The 23,222-nt window shown below is 42.3% G+C and carries 24 protein-coding genes and 1 pseudogene; 6 read left to right on the plus strand and 19 right to left on the minus strand.

Going from position 1 to position 23,222, the window contains the following annotated elements:
* Window positions 1–3 precede the first annotated feature (3 nt).
* Genes ACFVP7_RS17465 through mnhG form a run of 3 tightly spaced genes read left to right on the plus strand, consistent with a single transcriptional unit; the run spans window position 4 to window position 1,122 of the window.
* Entirely contained in the window at window positions 4–480 is a 477-nt protein-coding gene (locus ACFVP7_RS17465) for a Na+/H+ antiporter subunit E (RefSeq protein WP_003228815.1), read from the plus strand.
* Window positions 480–764 carry a Na(+)/H(+) antiporter subunit F1 gene (locus ACFVP7_RS17470; RefSeq protein ID WP_003228814.1) on the plus strand — a complete coding sequence of 95 codons (285 nt, stop codon included), beginning with the start codon at window positions 480–482 and terminating at the stop codon, window positions 762–764. The genes ACFVP7_RS17465 and ACFVP7_RS17470 overlap by 1 nt, the downstream gene beginning before the upstream one ends.
* On the plus strand, window positions 748–1,122 hold the full coding sequence (mnhG, locus tag ACFVP7_RS17475) for a monovalent cation/H(+) antiporter subunit G (RefSeq protein ID WP_003244302.1): 375 nt from the start codon (window positions 748–750) through the stop codon (window positions 1,120–1,122). Before ACFVP7_RS17470 ends, mnhG begins: the two co-directional genes overlap by 17 nt.
* 38 nt (window positions 1,123–1,160) lie before the next feature.
* On the opposite strand, the gene ACFVP7_RS17480 is transcribed toward mnhG, so the two are convergent.
* From ACFVP7_RS17480 to degQ, 6 genes are all read right to left on the minus strand, one after another.
* Window positions 1,161–1,541 carry a hotdog fold thioesterase gene (locus ACFVP7_RS17480; protein ID WP_017695528.1) on the minus strand — a complete coding sequence of 127 codons (381 nt, stop codon included), beginning with the start codon at window positions 1,539–1,541 and terminating at the stop codon, window positions 1,161–1,163.
* An 18-nt stretch (window positions 1,542–1,559) separates the two neighbouring features.
* A complete protein-coding gene (gene comA, locus ACFVP7_RS17485) occupies window positions 1,560–2,204 on the minus strand; it encodes a two-component system response regulator ComA (RefSeq protein WP_003220716.1) in 645 nt (214 codons plus the stop codon).
* Between the two features lie 80 nt (window positions 2,205–2,284).
* Window positions 2,285–4,597 (minus strand): histidine kinase, encoded by a 2,313-nt coding sequence (locus tag ACFVP7_RS17490; RefSeq protein WP_396582572.1) that lies wholly within the window; start codon window positions 4,595–4,597, stop codon window positions 2,285–2,287.
* Between the two features lie 15 nt (window positions 4,598–4,612).
* Window positions 4,613–4,834, minus strand: a complete 222-nt coding sequence (gene comX, locus ACFVP7_RS17495; RefSeq protein ID WP_014114983.1) for a competence pheromone ComX — start codon at window positions 4,832–4,834, stop codon at window positions 4,613–4,615.
* Window positions 4,831–5,700: a polyprenyl synthetase family protein gene (locus tag ACFVP7_RS17500; RefSeq protein ID WP_169037713.1), complete on the minus strand. Its 870-nt coding sequence runs from the start codon at window positions 5,698–5,700 to the stop codon at window positions 4,831–4,833. Before ACFVP7_RS17500 ends, comX begins: the two co-directional genes overlap by 4 nt.
* A gap of 184 nt (window positions 5,701–5,884) precedes the next feature.
* Window positions 5,885–6,025 carry a degradation enzyme regulation protein DegQ gene (gene degQ, locus ACFVP7_RS17505; RefSeq protein WP_003220708.1) on the minus strand — a complete coding sequence of 47 codons (141 nt, stop codon included), beginning with the start codon at window positions 6,023–6,025 and terminating at the stop codon, window positions 5,885–5,887.
* Window positions 6,026–6,246: 221 nt separating this feature from the next.
* Here degQ and ACFVP7_RS17510 point away from each other — a divergent pair, with 221 nt between their 5' ends.
* Both ACFVP7_RS17510 and ACFVP7_RS17515 read left to right on the plus strand, forming a co-directional pair.
* Window positions 6,247–6,372, plus strand: a complete 126-nt coding sequence (locus ACFVP7_RS17510; RefSeq protein ID WP_338730755.1) for a hypothetical protein — start codon at window positions 6,247–6,249, stop codon at window positions 6,370–6,372.
* A gap of 114 nt (window positions 6,373–6,486) precedes the next feature.
* Window positions 6,487–6,855, plus strand: a complete 369-nt coding sequence (locus ACFVP7_RS17515) for a hypothetical protein (protein WP_017695529.1) — start codon at window positions 6,487–6,489, stop codon at window positions 6,853–6,855.
* On the opposite strand, the gene pdeH is transcribed toward ACFVP7_RS17515, so the two are convergent.
* The 7 genes from pdeH to ACFVP7_RS17550 form a co-directional block, all read right to left on the minus strand.
* Window positions 6,831–8,060 carry a cyclic di-GMP phosphodiesterase gene (pdeH, locus tag ACFVP7_RS17520; RefSeq protein WP_338730756.1) on the minus strand — a complete coding sequence of 410 codons (1,230 nt, stop codon included), beginning with the start codon at window positions 8,058–8,060 and terminating at the stop codon, window positions 6,831–6,833. The genes ACFVP7_RS17515 and pdeH overlap by 25 nt on opposite strands.
* A gap of 136 nt (window positions 8,061–8,196) precedes the next feature.
* Complete coding sequence (locus tag ACFVP7_RS17525) at window positions 8,197–9,669, minus strand: nicotinate phosphoribosyltransferase (RefSeq protein WP_003228788.1); 1,473 nt, start codon at window positions 9,667–9,669, stop codon at window positions 8,197–8,199.
* Window positions 9,670–9,684: 15 nt separating this feature from the next.
* Window positions 9,685–10,236, minus strand: a complete 552-nt coding sequence (locus ACFVP7_RS17530; RefSeq protein ID WP_014477836.1) for a cysteine hydrolase family protein — start codon at window positions 10,234–10,236, stop codon at window positions 9,685–9,687.
* A 96-nt stretch (window positions 10,237–10,332) separates the two neighbouring features.
* Entirely contained in the window at window positions 10,333–10,731 is a 399-nt protein-coding gene (locus ACFVP7_RS17535; protein WP_338730758.1) for a YueI family protein, read from the minus strand.
* A 71-nt stretch (window positions 10,732–10,802) separates the two neighbouring features.
* Window positions 10,803–11,051 carry a YueH family protein gene (locus ACFVP7_RS17540; protein WP_003228783.1) on the minus strand — a complete coding sequence of 83 codons (249 nt, stop codon included), beginning with the start codon at window positions 11,049–11,051 and terminating at the stop codon, window positions 10,803–10,805.
* A gap of 72 nt (window positions 11,052–11,123) precedes the next feature.
* Window positions 11,124–11,345, minus strand: a complete 222-nt coding sequence (locus ACFVP7_RS17545; protein WP_015384524.1) for a spore germination protein — start codon at window positions 11,343–11,345, stop codon at window positions 11,124–11,126.
* A 59-nt stretch (window positions 11,346–11,404) separates the two neighbouring features.
* The gene (locus ACFVP7_RS17550) at window positions 11,405–12,514 is read right to left on the minus strand and encodes an AI-2E family transporter (RefSeq protein WP_015483636.1); all 1,110 of its coding nucleotides are present in this window, start codon (window positions 12,512–12,514) and stop codon (window positions 11,405–11,407) included.
* Window positions 12,515–12,628: 114 nt separating this feature from the next.
* On the opposite strand from ACFVP7_RS17550, the pseudogene ACFVP7_RS17555 reads away from it, so the two are divergent.
* Window positions 12,629–13,018, plus strand: a pseudogene (locus ACFVP7_RS17555) (DUF2283 domain-containing protein).
* A 40-nt stretch (window positions 13,019–13,058) separates the two neighbouring features.
* Here ACFVP7_RS17555 and ACFVP7_RS17560 read toward each other — a convergent pair.
* The 6 genes from ACFVP7_RS17560 to essC form a co-directional block, all read right to left on the minus strand.
* Window positions 13,059–13,295, minus strand: coding sequence for a YuzF family protein (locus ACFVP7_RS17560; RefSeq protein ID WP_003220677.1), 237 nt, complete (start codon window positions 13,293–13,295; stop codon window positions 13,059–13,061).
* A 177-nt stretch (window positions 13,296–13,472) separates the two neighbouring features.
* Window positions 13,473–14,003, minus strand: coding sequence for an HD domain-containing protein (locus ACFVP7_RS17565; RefSeq protein WP_003244444.1), 531 nt, complete (start codon window positions 14,001–14,003; stop codon window positions 13,473–13,475).
* A 197-nt stretch (window positions 14,004–14,200) separates the two neighbouring features.
* Window positions 14,201–14,932 carry a (S)-benzoin forming benzil reductase gene (locus tag ACFVP7_RS17570; RefSeq protein ID WP_033884758.1) on the minus strand — a complete coding sequence of 244 codons (732 nt, stop codon included), beginning with the start codon at window positions 14,930–14,932 and terminating at the stop codon, window positions 14,201–14,203.
* A 62-nt stretch (window positions 14,933–14,994) separates the two neighbouring features.
* Window positions 14,995–15,450 carry a type VII secretion protein EssA gene (gene essA, locus ACFVP7_RS17575; RefSeq protein ID WP_015251327.1) on the minus strand — a complete coding sequence of 152 codons (456 nt, stop codon included), beginning with the start codon at window positions 15,448–15,450 and terminating at the stop codon, window positions 14,995–14,997.
* Window positions 15,451–15,481: 31 nt separating this feature from the next.
* Complete coding sequence (esaA, locus tag ACFVP7_RS17580) at window positions 15,482–18,712, minus strand: type VII secretion protein EsaA (RefSeq protein ID WP_338730759.1); 3,231 nt, start codon at window positions 18,710–18,712, stop codon at window positions 15,482–15,484.
* A complete protein-coding gene (essC, locus tag ACFVP7_RS17585) occupies window positions 18,709–23,196 on the minus strand; it encodes a type VII secretion protein EssC (RefSeq protein ID WP_338730760.1) in 4,488 nt (1,495 codons plus the stop codon). The genes esaA and essC overlap by 4 nt, the downstream gene beginning before the upstream one ends.
* Window positions 23,197–23,222 lie beyond the last annotated feature (26 nt).

Consider the following 23,222-nt stretch of genomic DNA (forward strand, 5'->3'; position numbering starts at 1 on the left):
CGCATGGCATTTCAAATTTTATTAAATGTGTTTCTCGCTTTTTGCTGGATGTTCTTAAGCAACAGTCCAAGCGCCGCAGGATTCATTACAGGCTATATTCTGGGAATGCTCTCTCTCTTTTTCTTCCGGCGCTTTTTCACTCGCCAGTTTTATCTATGGAAATTGATTTCTATCATCAAGCTCTGTTTCATTTTTATAAAGGAACTGTACCTTGCCAATGTCAGTGTGATGAAATCAGTCTTATCTCCAAAACTGAATATCAGACCGGGTATTTTTGCTTTTAAAACTGAACTGACGAAGGACTGGGAAATCACCCTGCTTTCTCTGCTCATTACATTAACGCCGGGAACCTTGGTGATGGATATTTCGGATGACAGAACAATACTTTATATTCATGCAATGGATATCGAGGATGCGGAAAAAGCGATTTTTGACATTCGGGAGTCATTTGAAAAAGCCATACAGGAGGTGAGCCGGTGATGTTTACGCTGATCCTGCAAATCGCGCTCGGCATTATGGCAGTGTCTACCTTTTTGTATGTCATTCGTGTCATTAAAGGGCCGACTGTGCCTGACCGGGTGGTGGCTCTGGATGCAATCGGCATCAATCTGATCGCAATCACGGCGCTTGTCTCCATTTTGCTGAAAACAAGTGCGTTTTTGGATATTATTTTGCTGCTGGGGATTTTATCGTTTATTGGAACGATCGCATTTTCCAAGTTCCTGGAGAAAGGAGAGATTATCGAAAATGATCGAAACCGCTAAGGTCGTTGTGGCTGTATTCATTTTGCTGGGTGCTCTAATATGCCTCATTGCGTCATTTGGCGTACTTCGCCTTCCCGATGTGTTTACACGCGCTCATGCTGCTTCTAAAGGCTCAACATTAGGTGTCAATATGATTCTGCTCGGTGTCTTCTTCTATTTGTGGTTTGTGACGGGGGAGCTCTCCGCTAAAATCCTGCTTGGGATTCTCTTTATCTTTATTACGTCGCCTATCGGCGGGCACTTGATCTGCCGTGCTGCGTATAACTCCGGCGTCAAGCTTGATGAGAGAAGTGTACAGGATGACTATAACGGAATCAGAAACTTTGTGATTAAACGAAAAGAGGATTCTTATTTATAAAAATAAGCAGCCGGACAGGCAGAGTTCCGGCTGTTTTTTTATTTCTTGATGACAGCCAGCGTGCATCTGGATATACAGATCAGCCTCTCTTGCTCGTCATATATGTGAATATGATAGACAATCGTCGTTCTGCCGATATGAACGGGCTCGGCTATCGCCTTTACCGTTCCTTCCTTTACAGATTTTAAATGGTTGGCGTTAATCTCCAAACCGACACAAGCCTGTGTTGAATGATCAATCAAGTTCTGTGCACCTGCGCTCGCCGCTGTTTCCGCCAGGGCCACTGAAGCGCCCCCATGCAAATATCCGAACGGCTGAACCGTCCGATGATCCACCGGCATGACCGCAACGCATCGTTCCGCTGTGTTTTCAACAATCTCTATACCAAGCGCTTCAAGCAATGTGTGTTTCGTATCCATCATCTACACCCCCAACATTTAAAGTACACCGTCTGATTTCGCAATCAAAACCGCTTCCGTCCGTGAACCGACATTCAGCTTATTGAAAATCGATGTCAAGCTGTATTCAATGGACCGCTTGCTTAAATGAAGGGCATCTGCGATTTCTTGGTTTGTAAATCCCTTTTCAACTTCTTGAAGAATCAGGCATTCTCTAGGTGTGAGCACATCTTGTTCTTTTTGAGAGGAAGGAGCCGGCTTTGTTTTTTGCTGAGTCATCAGCTGTTTAAAGTAAGCAAAATCGACTAAAATTTCTCCGTTGAGTACGTGGTATATGTATTGGGTGATCTTTTCTTTAGATTCCGTTTTGCTGATGGCACCGTGCAGACCCGCACGAATCGCTTCCTCGAAATAATCCTCGACCTCATAACCGGTATACACGATAATTTTACAATGAGGATTCTCTTGTAAAATCTGTTTAGAAAGCTCCATCCCATTGACCTCGCCGCCTAAATTCAGATCCATTAAAATGAGATCATATGACGAGAAATCATGCTGCTTGATAAACTGTTCGCTCGGTTCAGGACTGAGACAATCAACAGACAAATTCGAATCCGTTTCCAAAATTGTCTTGGTGCCTTCCATGACAGCCGGATGGTCATCAATCACTAGTATCTTTTTCATGTTTTCCTCCCTTTTACTCACTCTTTTCCATTTTATAAAAAAGACTTGGCCTGTGCCAAGTCGTTTCCGTTATAAATCCATTACAATTCGATTTCAATATCAGCCTTAAAGCCCTTTCCTTCACTTGTTTCAATCCGAAGGCGCCCATCTAAAGCCCTGACTCTCTCCTTAATGCCAGAAAGCCCCATGCTCATGGAATGCTCAGTATTCTTTTCCTGATCAAATCCTACGCCATCATCCTCATAATGAAGAACGATTTTGTTTTGAATACTGATGAGCATAATCAGCACATCCGTCGCCTGAGAGTGCTTGACCGCATTAGACAGAAACTCTTGAATGATCCGGTACAAATTCAGCTGCGAATCCAGATCAAGGGAAGCCGTAAATCTCCCGGTATTTAAACGGATATGAAACGGAACCCGCTCCTGCTGCTGCGCCACCAGCTTCGACAGCGCCTTCACCAATCCAAGATCATACAGAAGCTGCGGCCGCAGCTCATGACACGTCTCCCTCGTCATCGAAATCACATCAGACATCTGCTCATTCATCTGTACAAGCTTGTCCTGCACCTCTTCACGGCACGGATTGTCATCCTTCTTAAAATCACCCAAAAACAGCTCACACTGGCGTTTTAAGGAAATCAAATCCTCAAGAACCGAATCGTGGAGATCGCGGGCGAGATCCGAGCGTTGTTTTTCCTCGATCGTGTACATGAGTTTTTTGAGCCATACGGGGTTGGATTCTTGTTGTTTTAAATCCTCAAGATGCACCATCAATTCTTCGATTTTCATAACGTTTTCCAATGAGACATTTGTATAAAATGCTAATGTTTGAAGCCATGCAATTTCATCCCTTGTTAATTTAAAAGTATTATAACTTGAGAAACAGAGTACTAAAAATGATCTGTCTCCTCGTTCACCTATTTTAATAATAAAACCTTGTTTAAACTCTTTAATTTTACCGATATCACCAGAAAAATTTTTCACATATTGCTCATGATTTTTATAAGTCAAATCTTTAAAGTTGTTCTTACTAAGAAGGGTGATTTCCCCTTTAGAATTATCATACACGCAAGCATTATCTATGTTTAATACTTCTAGGATTGTATTTTTAAAGTGATTAAGTACTTGATCTACTGATGATGCTTGCTTAATCAACTGAGTAAATTTAAAAATCCCATCTTGATAATTAAATTTCTCTGTAAATCTTTTCAACTTGAAACGAAAATCAATGATTTCTTTAAAGTAAAAGACAGCAAACATAAGCAAATATATTACAACTGTTAGTTTAACGGAGTAAAAGTTATCTTCTGGTTTTTGAATGTAATTAAATATGGTGACCACAATAACAGTAGGTGTAATGGCTAAAAATCCATAGTATTTAAGCCGTCCTACAACAAAGTCAATATTATAAAGTCTATTTGTCATAAATTGATACACTAAAGAAAAAGGTATAACAAGTGTAAAAGCTGCCAAACTAAAGGGTGAAAGATACTTATCAAACAACACATAGGGAATAACAAAAAAGATAATAAAGGGACTAAAAGACAGGATATTTATATAAGCAAGGATTTTTAAAATTGACTTTTGCTCATTTTGTTTGATTTTTCTAATCCCTTGATGGATAAGAATAGATACAGTAAGGACTAGGACAAAAAAGGAAATCAAGTTCAAGTTTGACAAAAAAGCCGAAGAATTTAATCTATTACTCAAAACAGCTTCTAGTAACAGGTTTACGAGTGGAAGTATATACATAATGATTAAAATCTTCTTTTTGAATAACTTTGTACCCAATTCCGCAAAGTATTTATATATGAAATGTATATATAAAATCGGACAACTTACTAAAGTGAGGACAAGTAGATAAGTGCTAACCTCTTCACCTCTTCTTGCCCCGCAGGCACTTACATATGCTACTGATACAAATAACAAAAATAAGATTAAAACAAAAGCAGAAGGTGATTTTCTTACTTTATTTATTCTGTAAACAAAAAATATACAAAATAAACAGATTGAATAAGATATGAGCGGAATGAGATACATAAATAAATTTTCTTCACTTATTAGGCTTACATTTTGTAAATGAAATGATTTATTATCTCTTTCAACAGTTAAGCTTTCTACATTGACCAATCTTCCGCTTTCTAACTGGATTTCACTTCCTTTTTGCCCATTAACTTCGAGAATGATGTCACCCTTTTTTACACCCGAATAATATTCATCTGTATAATCCACAACTTTGGTAACCTCTAACTTACCCTGTTCATTAATCTTCACATCCGCACCTACAAAGATATTAAAAACAGAAATATAAGAGAGGTAGATCACATAAACAAAACTTAAAATGATAAAAGCTAGAGACAAATATTTATAGAAGTTATTATTTCTGTGCATCTCATCATCCCATAATTAAATAAAACTTTTTCTTTTATCATCCTCAAAAAAACTACTGATAGTTTCTATTGGGGGCCAATTGCTTGTTCTCGGTGCCTCTCCTTCTTCAAACGCATATAATATTGCTTTCTTTTCTTTTTCATTTATATTTAGCAAGGTTAAGTTCCCATTCTTAAATTGATCAAAAGCTTCCGGATTGTTTACTAAATGGCTGATGATTTTATCGATATGTTTCAATTTATATTCCCCCTTAATAATTGATCAAGTAGTTTATTCTTTCTTTGTTCATCTAATCTCAGTTTTTTGAACGATTCTTTAAAATTTTCCAGTGCTATATTTTTAATAACATTCAGGTATTGGATTACACCTGATCCTTGTAACCTCTTTTTCAATTCATCCATGTTATTTATCTGATTATTTTCTTGCGCATAAAAATTTAATAAGTCAATCGATGATTGGTTATATTTATTTTTTAGATAGTAGAAGGCAAGATTGTGTCTAGTTTTTATGTCATTATTGTCAGGATAATATAGCCCATGGTGATCATTCGCAATTTGCTCGACTATACCCAAATAAAGTGAATACTCCTCGACTGTTTCATTAATTTCTCCAGTTGCCAAATATACACCAAGAACACTAGGCAATGTTACAAGAGAACCTGACTTAAGTTTAATCATTTCAATATACTCTGATTCTGAAGAGATTTTTACATTTAAATCTGCATGTTGCCCTTGTAAAGATTGAAGTGAATATTGTAAAGTCAGACTTAGAAGTTGCATTTTGTTTGAAACTAAACTTATCACTTGCAAACTTAATGTATAAAGTGTAGTAGCTGCGTTAATCACTATCGAAGGATCTATTTTCATCCAAGAAGCCTGAAGATTGTCCTTATCCTCAATATCGTCAAAAATGTCAGCAGATAAAATTAAAAGTTCTATACCAGAAGCCAACAACTCAATTGCTGTAACATCTTTTCCGTCAAATGCTATGTAATGGTGATAAGCTAATTCTGCAAATGAAAATTGTTTTTTTTCTTCAATAAAAGAAATAAGTTTTGTTTTTAAGTCTTCATTTGAAATATTTTCATCTACAATCTCCTTCATTTTCTCCTTGATCCGGACAGAATCTAAACATATCTGCTCAATAACGACTTCCCCCCTCCCATTCCATTTTACTAAATGGGACATTTAAAGGACAGCAGGTTTTTCGTTTTTTAACAATCATATAATACTTTATCCATTTATTGTATCGGTAGAACGAAAAAAAAGACTTGTTTCCAAGTCTTTTTCACGAAATTTTCATTGCATAATTGTATTTATCGAGTTGATCAATGCTTTTGTTAATGTTTCGTAATGAATCTGTCGTTTCTTTAATATCAAGTTCGAGTCGGAATAACAATTGTTTTACTTCTTCAAGTTTCTTTTCCATCGTTTCCACACTCCTTTTTTTGAAAGATCAATGAATTGTGTATGGTGAACGAGTCCTAGGTATTTGATCTGTTACTAATAGTGTATCTGCTTTCGGCTCATTTTTCACCGAAAAGTATACAAAAAAGTCCTGCGTGACACCGCAAATCTAAATAGGTCCTTATGCTCAAAGGAATCACAATAAGAACGGGACTATCTTTCTATGCGAAAGAGCGTTTATATGTGCTGAAATTGAGAAAGATTCTTAATCTCCTTGATTTTAACGGGTTTCACATTTTTACTAAGCAAGACTATAGTCCTTCATACCGTATTTTCAAAATTGAATATGCGATTCTTGGCGTTTCCTGACCGACAAACACCGAAAAAGACCGCAACGCTAAAGTTGTGGCCTTTTCGCTTTGTCATATTCGGCAATTAGGGATCTATACATATAGAAACATCCTTTTTTTGTGAGGTGCTCCCATGAGATATCGTTATCCCTGGTTTTACGTGTATCCGTATGAGGTACGCCGTCCGCCCGCTCCTGCCAACAATATTGATACCTTTATCCGTTCAGCGAAGCAGGCCGCAGGGATATTTGCGGATGCCCAGCTCGTTCTCGGCCGCATTGCGGGCTCGCGGGAGCTCTCGCGCCGCATTCTGACCGCAGCCGAGCAGTCCGATAAACAAACCATAAAGCGCCTGATCAAACAAATGGGCGTCCGGCATGAAGTGGATACGGTCTTTAATCCCGACGGCATCTATATCAGCCTTATCGGAACGCAAAGCCGAATGATTCTTGCTTTGCGGTGGTCAGAGGACCGCAATCATTTTGCGTCCATAAGATTATGACACCATTCCAGAGCCTCAAGATAACATTCATACGCTTCTTCTTTGTCGAGTTGATTGCCTAATTCTGAGCAAGTGTCCCAGTTGTTGCTTTCAATTAATTTCACAAGCTCAAGCATTTGGTAGTAGTCGTTTTGATGGCCTAATAATGCTTGCCCGACTTCATCTTTTAAAGGCAATTCTTGAACAATTTCCTCTATTTCTCTATGCAGGAGGGTGTCTATGAGAGAAAACATTCCGATCAGCATATAAGAAGCAGGCTGCGGCCGGGATGTCTTTCTCGCCAGCAGTTCGCAAAGCTTTGCTCTTATCAAAGAAATCTTAATGATTTCGTGCTTGCTGGAATGCCCTTTCCTGCTTAAATCCTTAAAGGAAAGAATATATATCCACCGTTTGATTTCATTAAATCCCAGCAGCATTATGGCCTGTTGAATGCTTTCAATTTTCTGGCTCAAACGGCTGTGGGATGAGTTTAAAAATTTTAAAATCTGATAGGACAGTGATAAATCCCGCTCTATGTACTCTGTCACACGCTTTATGTTAGGCTGCTCTTTGCTCAGTTCGTTAAGCAGTTCATAGTAAGAATAGAAATGAGTCGATAGGTCATGCCCGCTGATGATGCGCGGCTCGCTGAAAAAGTAGCCTTGGAATAATTGAAAGCCGTCTTGGGCCGCCTGTTTATATTCTTTTCGGGTCTCTACTTTTTCCGCTAAAAAAATAAGGCCGCGGCAGCCGTAGGTTTGCAAAATTGTTCTGCGTTCCATTCGTGTTGTTTTGAGAAAATCAATTTTCAATATATCAATATAGCTCATGAGTTTTTCCAGTAAGTCCTCATCTTGCGGGTTTATTGCATAAAAATCATCAAGCGCCAGCATATACCCCATTTTTTTCAATTCTTTGCATCTAGAAATGAGGGCCGGCGTGATCGGTATATCTTCAAGGATTTCAATGACAAGCTGTTTCGGATTGAAGGAGGTGGGAAGATTCGAAAACATCAGGCTTTCCGTAAAATTAACAAAACAGCGTTTCCCTTCCGTCAGCTTCTCAATTCCGATGTTTAAAAAGCTGTTGATCACCAAATCTGTTGTTGCCTGATCGCCGTCTTTAGCGCTATACACGTTCTCTTCGCTTTCTCTATACAGCAGTTCATAAGCAACAACCTGTTCTTTTCTATTAAAAATAGGCTGTCTTGCAACAAACACCCTCATTGATTTATCCCCCTTACAATACGCGCGGCTTTCACCCCTAAGTATATCAAATAATTTGACGAAAATTGTCTAAACATGAAAAATAATATATACATAAAGAAAACTGGCCCTTCGCGAACGAAAGGCCAGTTTTTCTTTATTCTTCCTCAAGCTCTTCTTCAATTCTGCTTTTCACTTCGTGGATCCGCTGCATTTTATTGCTCCAGCAGTCCTCGCTTAAATCAACCGGGTATTCCTCCGGCTTGCTGATTCTCTTATATTCCTCCCAAAGCAGGCTGAGGTTATCCTGCACATACTGCTGTATGTCTGAAATCTCAGGGTTTTGGTAGCAAAGAATACCTTTCTCAAAAATCAGCTCATGAAGATCCTTCGCATAAAAATTCGTGACAAATTTGCTGATGAATGTATGAACCGGGTGGAACATTCTGAGCCGCTTCTGATCATTCACCTGCTCATCATAAAGCGCAATATAGTCGCCTTCAGAATGATGGTTGGACTGATTAATAATGCGGTAGACTTTCTTTCTGCCCGGTGTCGTCACTTTTTCAGGATTGGACGAAATTTTGATCGTGTCGACCATTTTCCCGTCCTCTTCAATGGCAACGAGTTTATAAACTGCGCCGAGAGCCGGTTGGTCATAGGCAGTGATCAGCTTCGTACCGACACCCCAGACATCAATGCGCGCTCCCTGAGCCTTTAAATTCATAATGGTGTGCTCATCCAAATCGCTTGAAGCAATCACCTTCGCATCTGTAAATCCTGCTTCATCAAGCATTTTCCGGGCTTTTTTTGACAGGTACGCCAAATCGCCGCTGTCCAGACGGATACCAATGAAATTAATGCGGTCGCCGAATTCCTTGGCAACCCTAATCGCGTTCGGCATGCCTGAACGAAGCGTGTCATACGTGTCAACTAAGAAAACGCAATCCTTATGTGTTTCCGCGTATTTTTTGAAAGCGGTATATTCATCGCGGTAAGCCTGCACAAGCGCATGCGCATGTGTGCCGGAAACCGGGATATTAAAGCGCTTTCCGGCTCTTACATTGCTTGTCGCGCTAAAGCCGCCGATTAAGGCTGCTCTCGCTCCCCACATGGCCGCATCCATTTCGTGCGCCCGTCTTGTTCCGAATTCAAGCGCAACTTCATCACCAATGACGCCTTTAATCCGGGCAGCCTTTGTTGCGATTAATGTTTGATAGTTCACAATGTTGAGCAAAGCTGTCTCAATCAGCTGCGCTTCTACCAGGGGTGCCTCCACCCTCATAATCGGCTCATTGTTAAAAACGAGCTCTCCTTCTTTCATGGAGTAAAGTGAACCTGTAAAAGATAAGCCGCGCAAATATTCAATAAAATCTTCATGATACCCGAGTTCATCCTGTAAATAACTCAAATCGCTATCCGTAAACTTGAAATTTTCCAAGTATTCAATGGCTTTTTCCAAGCCTGCAAATACGGCATAGCCATTTTCAAACGGAAGCCTTCTGAAAAACAGCTCAAAAATCGCTTTCTTTTCATGAATGCCGTCTCTCCAGTACGTTTCCGCCATATTGATCTGATAAAGGTCTGTATGTAATGACAGGCTGTCATCTTTAAATCCGTACTCTAACACTGTTTTTCCCCTTCCTTACTCTGCCACTTGCGCTCCGATGCTGTTTGCAAAATGGGAAAGAGCCCATGCGTGCCCCTCCTGATTAAAGCTGGCAACAGCTTGTTTATGCACAACAATCCGAAAACCTTTGTTGTATGCGTCAACAGCTGTATGCAACACACAAATATCTGTGCAGACACCGGCAAGGTGCAGTTCGCCAATCTGCCGCTCTCTGAGTTTGAGCTCTAAATCAGTTCCCGCAAAAGCAGAATATCTCGTTTTTTCCATGTAGTAAACATTAGGTTCATGTTCATGTTTCTGATATAGAGGCAAAAGCTTTCCGTACAGATCTTTTCCTTCCGTGCCTTTTATATTATGCGGAGGAAAAAGACGGGTTTCAGGGTGATATTGATCCCCTTCATCATGAGAATCTACTGCTAATACGACGTAATCACCGTTTGTGATGAATTCTTCAGTTAAATTGACGATCGCCTCTTCAATCATTCTGCCGGGCTCCCCGCAGGTCAATTTTCCGTCACTCGCCACAAAATCATTCGTATAATCAATACAAATAAGTGCTTTTTTCATAGCCGGCCTCCCCGCCATCAGTATGAGAACATTATATCTTATCTCCAGTTGTAAGTGAATTGCCATGAACAAAAAGACAAACGGTCCGTTTGTCTCTTAAGATTTCAGCACTGACCGATTATAAATGTCGTCCTGAATATATATCAATTCACGATTCACAGCGATGTCAGCCGCAATGACCATGCCTAAAGGCGTATGAAACTGAAGATCAGATACAATCTTGAAGGGCACTCCGTACCGGTTCGCCATTTGGATATAAGGAGAGTAAGACTGATACTGAAGCTCTCCATTAATCAAAAGGGTGACGTTATGGCTGTTTTTCAGCTCGTGCTCCGCCTCTTTATACGGTTTGCTTCTAAGCACCTGTCCTTTCGTCAGTGCCAAAACGACTCTTTCTCTTAAAGAGCCTAAAAACAAATGGCGCTCGTCAGGCTTTGTCTCCAAAGGCCCATACATTCCTTGCTGCAAATAGAGATCCATTTTATCTTCACTCAAAAGCCTGTCCTCCCGTCTTGTTTGTCTTCATTATCACCTGATCAGGCAGGAGCTAAACTTTCAAGCGCCGTTTACATTTCTGTTACCCAATGAATGATTTTTTTGGCCAGCTCACCAGCAGGGGTTTCCTCTGTATGCCGGCGCAACGACGCTTCCAGCCGTTCAGGCAGAGTTGCTTTATCTTCTTCATAGGAAATGATCGTGCTCCACTCCAGCTGCGGTACCGCTACAAGCGTGCGCAGTTCTTTTCTGTTTTCATGCAGATACACGTCCGTGATCATTCCGGTTTGCGTATTGATATTTGCTTTTCTGATTTTCATAACATGACCTCTCTATTCAAAGACTACCCATATTATACAATAAAAAAGCAACAGCCTCTTGTGAAAAGGCTGTTACCCGTTAAACGAAACTGTTTCATCAGTGATATCGGCATCTTTGAAGAGAGTTTTACTCGTTTGGTTGTTAATCTTCACAAAATCACCAAGCTGAAATGCGCCTGATCCCGCCCCTGAATGAGCGACGCTTTTGGGCGAAATCGCAAATACGTCTCCAAAGCTTGCCGCGGCATTACCCGTAACTGACATGATATAAATCGGCCCCACAATTGCAGGCATTACCCCACCTCCGCATTGATATACAGCATCATATGCAAAGAGCCGCTAATGGTGCCCGCCTATTCAGCTGGCTTTGCGTTTTCCTCGAGTCGTGACCGCTGGCGCAGCTTGATCAAGCGGACAATATTCAGGAAGAACGCCTTCACTACCGCATAAACCGGTACCGCTAAAATCATGCCGAGAATTCCGCCGAAGCTTCCCGCTCCGATTAATAGCAAAATAATCGTAAGCGGATGGGTATTCAGCCGCTTTCCGATCACAAGAGGAGACAGCAGGTTTCCGTCAAGCTGCTGAACGATGACAACCACAATAATCGCAAACAGCGCTTTGGCCGGCGAGTCCATAAAACCGACAATGACAGCCGGCGCGGCACCGAGAAAAGGCCCGACATAGGGAATGATATTGGTAATCGCCATGACAATCCCAAGAATCAGGGCATACGGCAGTCCGGCAATTAAATAGCCGATAAAACACGCTGTCCCGACAAAAAGACAAATTAACAGCTGCCCCTGGAAGTATGCCGCAAGCGTATCGGATAAATCTTTAAAAATCTTTAAGCCTTCTGTCCGATAAGAAGCCGGAAGAATTTTTACTGCCAGATGCGGAAAGCGGTGTCCGTCTTTCAACATGTAAAAAAGGATAAATGGAACAGTAATAATAACAAGCGTGATGTTTGTCACGACGCCAAACACCGCAGATAAACTGGACGTGATATTTTGCGGCAGGTTTTGGAGAAAACTTGTCAATGACTGTTCAATTTTTGATATCGATACATAATCCTGGTTCATCATCCAGGTAAACCATTGAGAATGGGACAAATCCTTTGTCAGCGCCTGAATCTGTTTTATATAATCCGGAAGGTTGTTAAACAGCCCTGTCACCTGTGAGGTGATGATAGGTCCGACTGACGCTGAAATAAAGGCAAGCAAACCGATAAACAGTAAATAGATCAATAGGATGGATAATGTCCGCGGAATTTTTTTCTCAAGCAGGCGGACGACCGGATTAAATATGAAATACAAAATTCCCGCAATCAGCATCGGGAAAAACAATGTCGAGATAAAAACAATAAACGGCTGAAATACAAATGAAACTTTTGTTGCTACATAAATAATCAGCAAAACAAATAAAATCTGCAATGTCCAAAAATGGACTTTTGATTTCAACAAGCTTTGTTCCTCCTAGTTTTTCTTTGTCTGTCAGATAAAAGAACTTATACCCCATCATTGTAACAAAAATGAACTCATATCAGAACTCTTAATATAATGAAAGGAGTGTTGGTGATGAAGGCCGTGACATACGATACAGATTCAGAACTGGCTTATATTTATGTTCTTCCTCCGAAAAGGAACAGGAATATACGGTCTGAGGAGCTTAAAGTCAATGATTGTATCCTGCTGGATATCGACCAAGACGGCAAAATTGCCGGATTCGAATGTTTTGATGAGGCAGCACGCCTCTGTGCCCCATTTACCGGGAAATCCCGGCTGTATGTAAAAGATTCAGACTGTTATCATTTTCATGACCGTCAGCATGCTTCAGTCCGTTCCTGCTATACAGTGTACGGCGTCACTTTCTGTTTTTCAGATGGTGACTAACAGGAATTTGCCGGTTTTGACCTTGACGGAACAATGTATCATAGTGCATTTTTACAGCGCTTAACTGAAAAATAGGACGTCCTGTTGTACGCCTATTTTTCATGCGCAAGCACTGTTAGACCCGCTCACTGTAATCCGGGGTGACGGAAATCATGTGCTGGATTCTGATCAAACAAACAGAATTTCGGGCTCCTTCAATTGTGATATGGTCAGGTTTAACATCGATCAGTCTGCCTCTGACCGTATCTCGTACTGTCTGTATAACGAACCTTGAGCCGATGAGCTTTTTAATGGTCTGATAGACATAAGGATCGACTAAAGAGACCAGTTGCGGACTACCTTGGTTGACCATACTTTTATCCCCTTTGTGTGTTTTATCTCAGCTTATGCCGCGCTTATGGATAATGACACAGGCTTACCTGATAAAACAAAGGGGTGCGGAGATTTTAGGAGAATACGTTTGGAAGCGGGTGTAAAGGAAGTATCGATGAAGCGGAGACAGCGAAGAAAGCTGGGCGCTGTTCCGTACTTATACAGGCTTTATCACAGATGCCTGGGCTTGGTCGATTAATTGATCCAGCTTTTCTATTTTTTTTCGTGCGGTTGAAGGATCAATTTGGCGGTAATGATGGTGGCCGCCCGGCTCTTCATCCAGTTCGTCCGCTTTTTTGACAATCTGCTGCAGCGTGTTTTTATCTAATTCGCCTTCAGGCAAATAGGAATCTGTATGAAGCAAAATAGCTAGTGCAATCTCTTTTGCCGCTTTCGGTTCCTCGCCAAGCCGAATCAGAAGCTTATGCGCCCGTTCCGCCCCTTTAATGGCATGAATGTCATTTCTTTTGTATTTCTCATAATCCCACTTTCCGTCTGTATACCATTCATAATGGCCAATGTCATGAAGCAGTGCCGCTTTTGCTGCTAAATCAGGATTAATGTCAGCCTTCACAGACAGCCTGTATGCATGATAAGCGCAGGCAATCGCATGTGCCACGCCGGAACGCTGAAGATATTTTTGTGCAATTGGATGGGTGAAAACATCCATTAATGTAACCTTTCTCATGGAAACCCCTCCTTTAGATATTTTTAGAATCCTAACATAATTTGCAGAGAAACTCAATTCTTATGTCACATCATTTTGATCTTCTTATCATCATTGTTATACCCTAAAAGCAGCGTTTCAGTCAGTATATGCGGCTGTTCAATAAAATGCGCTGGCTGCAGCCTTTTGTATAAAAAAAAGAGCAGAAAATATCTGCTCTACAAAAACTCTTTAATATCATAAATGCGGCCGTTTTCCGTCCCTTTTTCTAGTAAAGAAAGCAGCGTGCCGGCAATAAAGTCCGGACTGCGAAGGCTTCCTGTTTCATTTAATTTCCGGAATCGTTCAATGTGGTGGAAATCCTTTTTCGATGAAGAACGGATGACGGCCTGCATCTCAGTGTCCATCACTCCAGGTGAGAACGAAATCATGTTCACCGGCAGCTCTTCATCCTCCTGTTCAAATCCGAATGTCCTCGTAAACATGTCGAGCCCGGCTTTTGAACTGCAATACGCGCTCCATCCCTTATATGGATTTTTGGCGGCTCCTGAAGTAATGTTGACAACCGTCTTTTTGCCGCTGTATGAAGCAAACCGTTTTGTAAACAGCTGACTCAAAAGCACGGGCGCAGTCAGGTTCAGCTGATAATGGCGCTGAAGCTCGTCAAGAGACGCTTCGCCGGCACGTTTGATCGGCGTTACCATTCCGGCGTTATTGACCAGGGTAATACCAGAATAACGATCTGGATCGATGGATGAGAGCAATGTTTCAAATTGCTGTTCAGCTTCTTCGAGATTGATGAGGTCTATTTGATGCTGCGTTAGTTTTTCATGAGAGACATCCGTTTTCGTTCTGGATAAGGCATGGACTTCATGCCCCTTTTCTAAAGCCTGTAATGCAATGGCTTGACCCAGCCCTTTTGACGCTCCGGTGATGATATAAAGTTCCATTGGAAACCTCCTTTTCCGTTATTATTGTACGGCACCGCTTTTACACAACACAAGCACGCGGCCTACGCCTTCTTGTTTTCCTGCGCTGTGACTTTTGGGATGAGGAACACGATGCCTGCAATTCCGAGCAGGATCAGTACGACATAGATCATCGGCAGCAGCAATGATGATGTTTCTTGTTCATCTTCTGTTTCCGTTGATGATGTCTTTGTTATTGGTTTTTCAGCAAATGTAATTCCAAGCTGTTTCGACTGGGCCGCAATCGTGTTGGAATCCTCGGCATTTGTTGATGTAAACAAATCTTTTATCAGCTCGGCGTCCTTGTCCTTCGGTTTATCAAAAGTGATATCCTTCTGTTCCTCAGGCAGTTCTGTTTTTTCTTCATAGTAGGTATCTTCATGCAAATAATTCGTATCGATTTCGATGTCTTTTTTCTCATACTGGTTTGGCGCGACATCTGTATTTTCTTCAGTTTGGGCAGCAGCTGCAGAGGGTATGAAAAGGGAAAAGGAGAGCATACAAATCATGATCCCCTTTTCCATGCTGCGATTACGCTTCATACGTTTCATCGCTTTCTGCTGTGTGTTCAGCCATCAGCCGGATAATCAGCGGCAGAGCCGCGGCAATCACCGTAATGATCAGCAGAACTGTTATTCCCATTGTAAACAAGTGCCCAGTACCGTACTGGATGTCGATATATACTTTCGAAACCGGATCTTCAAATGTAAAGTTCGGCATGATCAAATCAATAAGCGGTGCGACATAGAATAGAATCATTGCCGCTGAAGCAACCCAGCCAGGGATTGATCCGAATCTGAATGCCGTCCGGATGAAGGCAGAGCTTGCGACCAGCAATAGAATCGTAAACACCGACCACTTAATCGTCTGATCGTCCGGCAGTGAATAAATATTCAAACCGAACAAGCTGATCATAAGTCCGACAAGGATATTCAGAATTCCGAATAACGCTCCTTTGACGAGAAGCGGTGCGTTTTGGTAATAAGAGCTGAAATAGCCGATTAACAGACTGCTGATCAACACAATGACAAGGATGACAACCGGAGGTACCGTCTGAATTTTTTCTTCCGGAACCTCTCCGCTGATTTTAAGCGGATTCGCCAAGTAATCATATACATAGCCATTGTTTTGACCGTCTACTAATGTGTTTCCGAGTATGCCGTATACGTCATTGCGCACGAGTTTCGTGGAGGCGACATTTTTCCCCCAGTTGTTGTTTAAGATGTCGGCTTTCGCTTGAACATCATTGACGCTTTGCTGCATGTTGGTTGTGTAATCAATGATGCCTGACTGGCGATCAGACAATGAACCCATCATGTCTGACATTTGCAGCACTTCCTGGCCGACCGTATCTTGGACACTCAGTGCCATGGTGCCAGACAGCCCATCGTTGCTGAACGTCGCAGATTCCTGTGTTGCGCCCGTTACAAGCTGTTCTGACGCTTTTGCGGCACTTTCAGAGATTTTCGTCAGTTCGTCGAGAACACCTGCTTGAGAGTCACGAATAAAGCCGCTGTAGTCATCCGCAAATTTGGTCATTCCGTCGATGAAGCTGTTAATGTCTTCATCTGTTTGCATCGTGTTGTTTTTGAGAGCTTCCCAGCTGGCTGATTCTTCCGGCTTGATGGCTAGGACTGATTTGACGTTGCTATCTTGTTCTTGGATAACTTCTCCGCTTAAGATAGACATAGAACCGATATCGAGGGAGTCATTAAGCGCTGCCTCGTACAAATATAAATAATTGTAGTATCTCATTAAATTAGAAATATTCTCTGTACTGATTTTGCTTGCAAAGAAAGGCTTTAATTTTTCTCCTCGGCCTGCATCCCCTTTATTCAGTAAGGTTTGTATTATCCTTTCTTCCATTTTATATATCAGACTATAAGAGGCATCAAGTTCCCTATTGAGATCATTCAACTTCCTTGACAAGTTTTTAATTTGGTTATTTAAATCTTTAACTGTACCCTCTAGTTCTTTAATTTCCTCATTTAGCTCTTTAATACGTTTGTCAAGCTTAGTGTTATGATCCTGTTCTTTCTCTTGAAGTTGCTTCTCAATATTCTGGATTTTTTCGGCAGCTTCATTCAGACGTTTCTTGGCTTTTGAAATATCTGTTTCATTTTCATCATCAGCATCGTGTGATCCATCATTTTCATTTGAACTGTCGTTTTCATCAGCGAGTTGAATCAGACGGAGAGCAGTTTTAGATGCTGATGTGGTTTCCGCATTTGCACCTCGATCATTAGTTTCCACTGAAGGAACTTGCTGATTTTGGTCTGTTTTTTCATTGGTTTGATCATCATCTTGGGACCCATTGTCTGAAGAACCACTATCTTGACTTTCATCTGATGATCCATTTTCTCCGTTTTCGGGCTGGTCGTCAGTTGTTGGATTCTCAGCACTAGGATTTTCACCATTTGTTGGTTCTTCGCCTCCCGGCGTTGTTGGGTCTACGTGTTCAGGCTCTTTTAATCCTTCAGAGATGTCTTTGATTTCAACTGCAACATCTTTAAGTTCGTCACGTTGCTGTTCTAAATCCAGCTCTATATCTTCAGTTGTGACTTCTTTCTCCTTATCCCGATCATCTGTTTCATCTGAATTGTCTACATTAGACTCATCCTGTGTGTTATCGGGTTGTAAAGTAGGACGCAGCTGCGCAATATTGTATTGCAATTGATTTAAATTTTCGTTTTTAACTGCTTCATATTGATTTTTATAACGTGCCAGAAAAGTTTTGAACATGTCATTTTCAATTTTTTTCATGCCCATTTCCTGAAGTGGAACTTGACCTTCCCTTGTTTTCTCGGTGTTCTCCAAGGCCAGACTTGTCAGATTAAACTGTGACTTCGCTTGGCCGATCCCGGTTGCCAATCCGCTCATGCGTTCGCTGAACTGATTCGCCTTTTGCTGTGCCTGGATGGCATCCAGACCTGTCCGGATTTGCTGCTGTGTTGAATCCTGGGCTGCCAAAAGCAGCTTTTTCTGATTTTCTTGATATTCTTTGTATCTTTCAACTGTATCAATGAATTCTTTCAGCGTGTTTTTAGCTTCCTCCGCTGTAGAAGCTTTTTCTTTTGTCGTGCCTTGCGCTTCATTCATTGATTTCTTCAGCTCATCGATTAAGTCTTTTTGCTGTTTGATTTCACCTGCTAAATCATTAGAGCTTGGTTTGTAAAAGTTGTACATGACATTCTGGAATTCAGATTCTTTATTGACGATCTTGTCAAATTCTCCTCTGATGTTGTCCACTTTTTGCGAAACAAAATTCCAGTATAAGGCCGACATTTTTTTGTTCATTGTCTTTTGGGCATCCTCAAGCTCACGCTGAACTTTTTCTTTGTTAACCGCATTCAGGTTATCTTGAATGCTGAATTCGAGCGTTGCTTTTTGAGGATGGTCTTTGTCATAGCTCAAAATGTTTTTTGAGAAATCTGAGGGAATGTAGACGATCGCATCGTATTTCTTTGAAGCGAGACCGGTCTCGGCCGCGCTTCGGTTTACGACCGTCCACGAATAATCAGGACGTTCACCCAGAACGGCCGCTACTTCCTTGCCGAACTGGGCGGATTTGTCCTCTTCATCAGACTTTACCTCATCACTCAATACGCCTGTGTCTTCATTCACCACCGCGATTTGCCGGGTGGAATTGACTGCTTTTTTCGTTGGGTCGTCTCCGATAAATCGGAAAAACAACACCGGCAGCAGCAAAATGATGATGACGGCGGATATTAACTTGATCAAGCTTTTTCGTTGTTCTGTCATCTAGCACTCTCCCTTTCAGCAGAACATAAAGGAATTTGAACTTTTTGCTCCTTCCCGTTTTCCACAACATATCCGAAGCCCGGCTGAATCTCAGGCTCCTGTCTTTGGTACGGGAGAGGAATGACATTTTGCTCAGACTTTTTCATCAGCAGAATCGCGTGGCGGATTTGCTTCATCTCAGTCGTCAAGGAGTCATAGCCTTTTGAGAATTCGCTGTGATTTCCGCCCGGGATAAAGCTGAACCCAAGATGAGCGTATGATTTCATGAAGTTAGCAAGACGGTCTTGTATTCTCGTATCAATCGTCTGCTGGAATCTCGTTATCCCGTCAATCATCAGCACCACTTGTGAGAATCGCAGATTTTGCGCGTCTCCTTGGCGGACGGCTTCCACATACATGGCCTCTCTAGTTTTGAAAATGTCTTCTGCTGTTTCAATCCACTGCTCAATATCTTCTTTCGTTTCCAAATATGAAACATCTGATTCCTTCGCATAATGAGATAAGCCGCGGTCAATCGAGTCAAACAGGCCGATCATTTCAGTTTCATCATCAATCAGATGTTCGAGCATTACTTTTAAGACGTTTGTTTTCCCGCGCTGAGTCTGGCCTAAAATCAGGCAGTGCTTATGCTTGCCTAAATCAAAATAGACTGGGCTGACTGTTTCTTCATGAAGCCCGATCGGTACAGATAAAGGCTTGCGTTCCAGCTTGAAGCGGAGAGAAAATTCTCTCGTAGACAAGCTCTCAGGCAGCATCGGAATCGGTGCTGGCTGCTCCATTGAAGCAAATCGCCCTTGAAGTTTCTGTACGTCTGATTTCAGCTCGTTGAACATGCCGATATCATCATCGGCGTCAACAGGCAGGAACATTTGCGCGAAATAAAGCTCTTCCTTTTGAATGATGACGCGTCCCGGAATCGGCTCAAGATTGAATTTCGGACGGCCGTAAATGGAATATCCTTCTGATTGATCCATGAGATAATGGACAACCTTTGTTTTCAAGTTATTTAACAATGACTGGCGGACAGCATTCACCCGCGTTGCTGTCAGCATAAAGTAGATACCCAAGCTTTGTCCGTCTCTGGAAAGCTGGACAAATTCCGACTCAAGCTCATGCATCTCATCCTTGACAATGTCAAAGTTGTCAATGGTGATAAAAATGAATGGAAGCTCTTCTTCGCTCAGCGCATTGTACATTTTGATGTGGCTGATTTCTTTTTCCCGGAACAAACGTTTACGGCGGTCAATTTCTTCTTTGATGCGAATCATGAACTTTTCAATTTTTCTTGACTGGTCCATCAGGAAGTAATCCGCGGTATGCGGGAGCTTCGCTAATGGCAGCAGCGTTCCGTTTCCGAAATCAAAGATATAGACATGAAGCTCTTCAGGTGTATATACGTCCGCAAAGCTCATCAGGAACGTTGCGGCTGCAATCGATTTTCCGTAGCCCGAAGAGCCGAAGATGCCGATGTTTCCATCTTCCATCATCTTATAAGCAATTGGCGCCTGTCTTTGCAGATCAGGTTCATCGACATACGCAAAGTGGAAATGGTCTTTTTCGTCTGAAGGGAAAAGAGTGCGCGGAATACGTTCCGCAAGCGGCGGCAGCCAAGGGCTTGGCAGCTTCTCGATTCCCATTTCATCTTGGATGCGTTCAATTTCGTCAACTACAGCTTCGATTTCGGTTTGAACGTCTTTTTTCGCATTATCTTCGGTATCAACCTCAGAAAGCGGGATCAGACCCGTATCTGTGACGATCGCGATTTCATCCTCGGTACCGTAGACTTCCTCTAAGTAAGGCGCCCCGCTCCATGCAGATTGGAACAGCTCATACACTTCATTGTTTCCGACCTGCAAATAGCCGCGGCCTGTTACGGTAATGTTTGCGGCATCGCTGTTTTTCAAAATTTCTTTACTGTCGGTGGCATCCTGGACCTTGAGCGCTACTTTAAAGCGCGAGTTACTCCAGATCTGGTCGTCAATGATGCCGCCCGGCTTCTGTGTCGCCAAAATCAAATGAACGCCGAGGCTTCGTCCGATACGCGCGGCACTGACAAGCTCCCTGATAAAATCAGGCTCCTCGCTTTTCAGCTCGGCAAACTCATCAGAAATTAAGAACAAGTGAGGCATCGCCACTTCTGCTTTCCCTTGCTTGTACAGCTTTGTATAGTCATTGATGTGATTGACTTGATACTGGTCAAACAGACGCTGCCTTTTTTTCAGCTCGCTTTTAATGGAAGCAAGCGCACGCATACTGAAGTTTTTGCTTCCTTCAATATTTGTGATCGTGCCGAGGAGGTGGGGAATGTTGCGGAACGGCTGCGCCATTCCTCCGCCTTTATAGTCAATTAGTAAGAAAGCCGCTTCATGCGGATGAAAATGCACTGCAAGTGACAAGATGTAGGTCTGGAGAAATTCACTTTTCCCTGATCCCGTTGTCCCCGCAAGCAAGCCGTGCGGACCGTGTGCTTTTTCGTGAAGGTTCAGGTACACAATGTCATCTTTCCCTTTATAGCCGATCGGCACTGACAGCGACTTCGACGATTCACTTGTCAGCCATCTTTGCTGAATGCCGATTTCTTTTACTTCCTTCGCATGAAAAAGCTCCAGGAACGATACCGTTTCCGGAATGGAATTCGTAATGCCGACCTGGTGGTTCAGCGTCCGCAGCGTGCGTGAGAACCGTTCGTTGTCCTCACGCTGATGATGATCGAGACGGAACGGAATTCTTACCGCTTTTTTCTTTTGTATTAAAATGTCGCCTTCATGCTCATTAATGTAGCGGACAAGAGTCGTAATGTTTTCCGACAAGCTTTCCTTTGTTTCCGCCGCGACAATTGTCGAGATGCCCAGATGCTCATGCTGTCCTTCTAAATATTCGAGAATGACATGCTCGGAGATCAGCTGCTGATTCGTGATGACAAATACAAAATGCGGTTTGAACTGCAGTTTTTCTTTGTCATCTTCGAGATCACGCTCTCTGATCAATTCGTAAAGTGAAGACAGGAGCTGATCTCGCGTTTGCTCATTATAAATAAATCCTTTTGCATATATATGGGGCATTTGAAATTGCGGAAGCCACTTCATCCACTCCCAGTCTTTATACTCTTCTTCATGAAAAATAAATACAAAACGCAAATCGTGATAGCTGTTAAAGAACGACAGCTGTCCGATCAGCTGGTGAATCTCGTTTTTCACAATTTGTGATTTACCGACAAGCCCCATCGGACCTTCTGCCAAATCGACCGTCACCGGCGCATTGCGGATGTCCTTATAGACGCGCTGCATGTGCTGCGATTTCTCCATGAGGTCATCGATATCACGATTCGCCAAGTCTCCGCCGCTCATATTGATTTCATAGCTTGACGGAACTGTTCCCGTCCCAAGCCGCAGCTGGAGATAATCCTTGCTTTCAAGTGATTTTTCCCAGATCCGGTCACTGATTTCACTTGTTAAGTATTTCATTTGTTCAAATGAAGGAAAGTGAAATTCAAGAACCTGCTTTTGCTTTTCAGCAAGTGCCTGAAGCTCTTTCCGCTTATTGTCTAAGTAAAGCTTATATACACGCTCTCGTTTTTCCTCGCGTTTTTTCCGCTGGTTTTTATCCCGGAAATATTGCACTGTCGAGGTAATGAGAGTCATCATAAACATCGCCAAAGAAACGAGTATAAATATGCCGCGCGGCTGGATGATGGCAACTACGCCCATCACGATCAGCATCACAAGCGGAGGCAGGATGACGAGCCACAGCCCTCTGTTGGTTTGATCGCTCTCCTGAGAGGGAAAACTGAAAGAAACGCGGTCATCCGGGAGATCGTATACCATCCGCGGCGTTCTTCTGTACTGCGGATATTTTTTCTGCATCTCTGTACTCGGTTTGACCGTTTCTGTTAACGCTGTTTCAAACTGGGCATAATGAACAATTTCTAAAAGGTCTTGTTCCGTCACCCTCATTTGCGTGAAGTTCCAGAATATTTCATCCCCCGCCTTAAGCGGCGTATTGGCGTTGATTTTCTCTCCGTTCAAGAAGATCGTTCCGCTTTCAGGGCGGACCGACCAGCTGCCGCCTGCACGAAGCAAAGAAAACGTGCTTTGTTCTGCAAATGCAAAATCTTGCGGATTCAGATAAATATCTGCATTCGTTTTTTCTGAGGAACATACAATTCCATCCCGATTTCCCGTAAAATAAACGGATTTCTCAGGTTCACTGCCCGTCAATATCAAGCGTATATCCTGCTGATCCGTTTGGAGAGTAAATGATATATCCGTCTCAATCGTGCCGAGACAATCATTTCCCAGGAAAACTTCGTATTGGCCGCCGGATTCCTTTCTTTTAAGAGAAATCACTCCGCTATTAAATGGAATGGAGCTGATCGTAACAGAATCCTTCACATCAGGCCCTATGGTCACCGGATGAGACGACGGGAGGTTAGACAGATTTAATTTTTGAACGTTATTTTGGTAAAAAACCCATAATAGACTCAAATGGCGAACCCCCTTACGGCCGAATG

It is taken from the genome of Bacillus sp. SG20033 (assembly GCF_044570195.1).
GTDB classification, from domain to species: Bacteria; Bacillota; Bacilli; order Bacillales; family Bacillaceae; genus Bacillus; species Bacillus subtilis.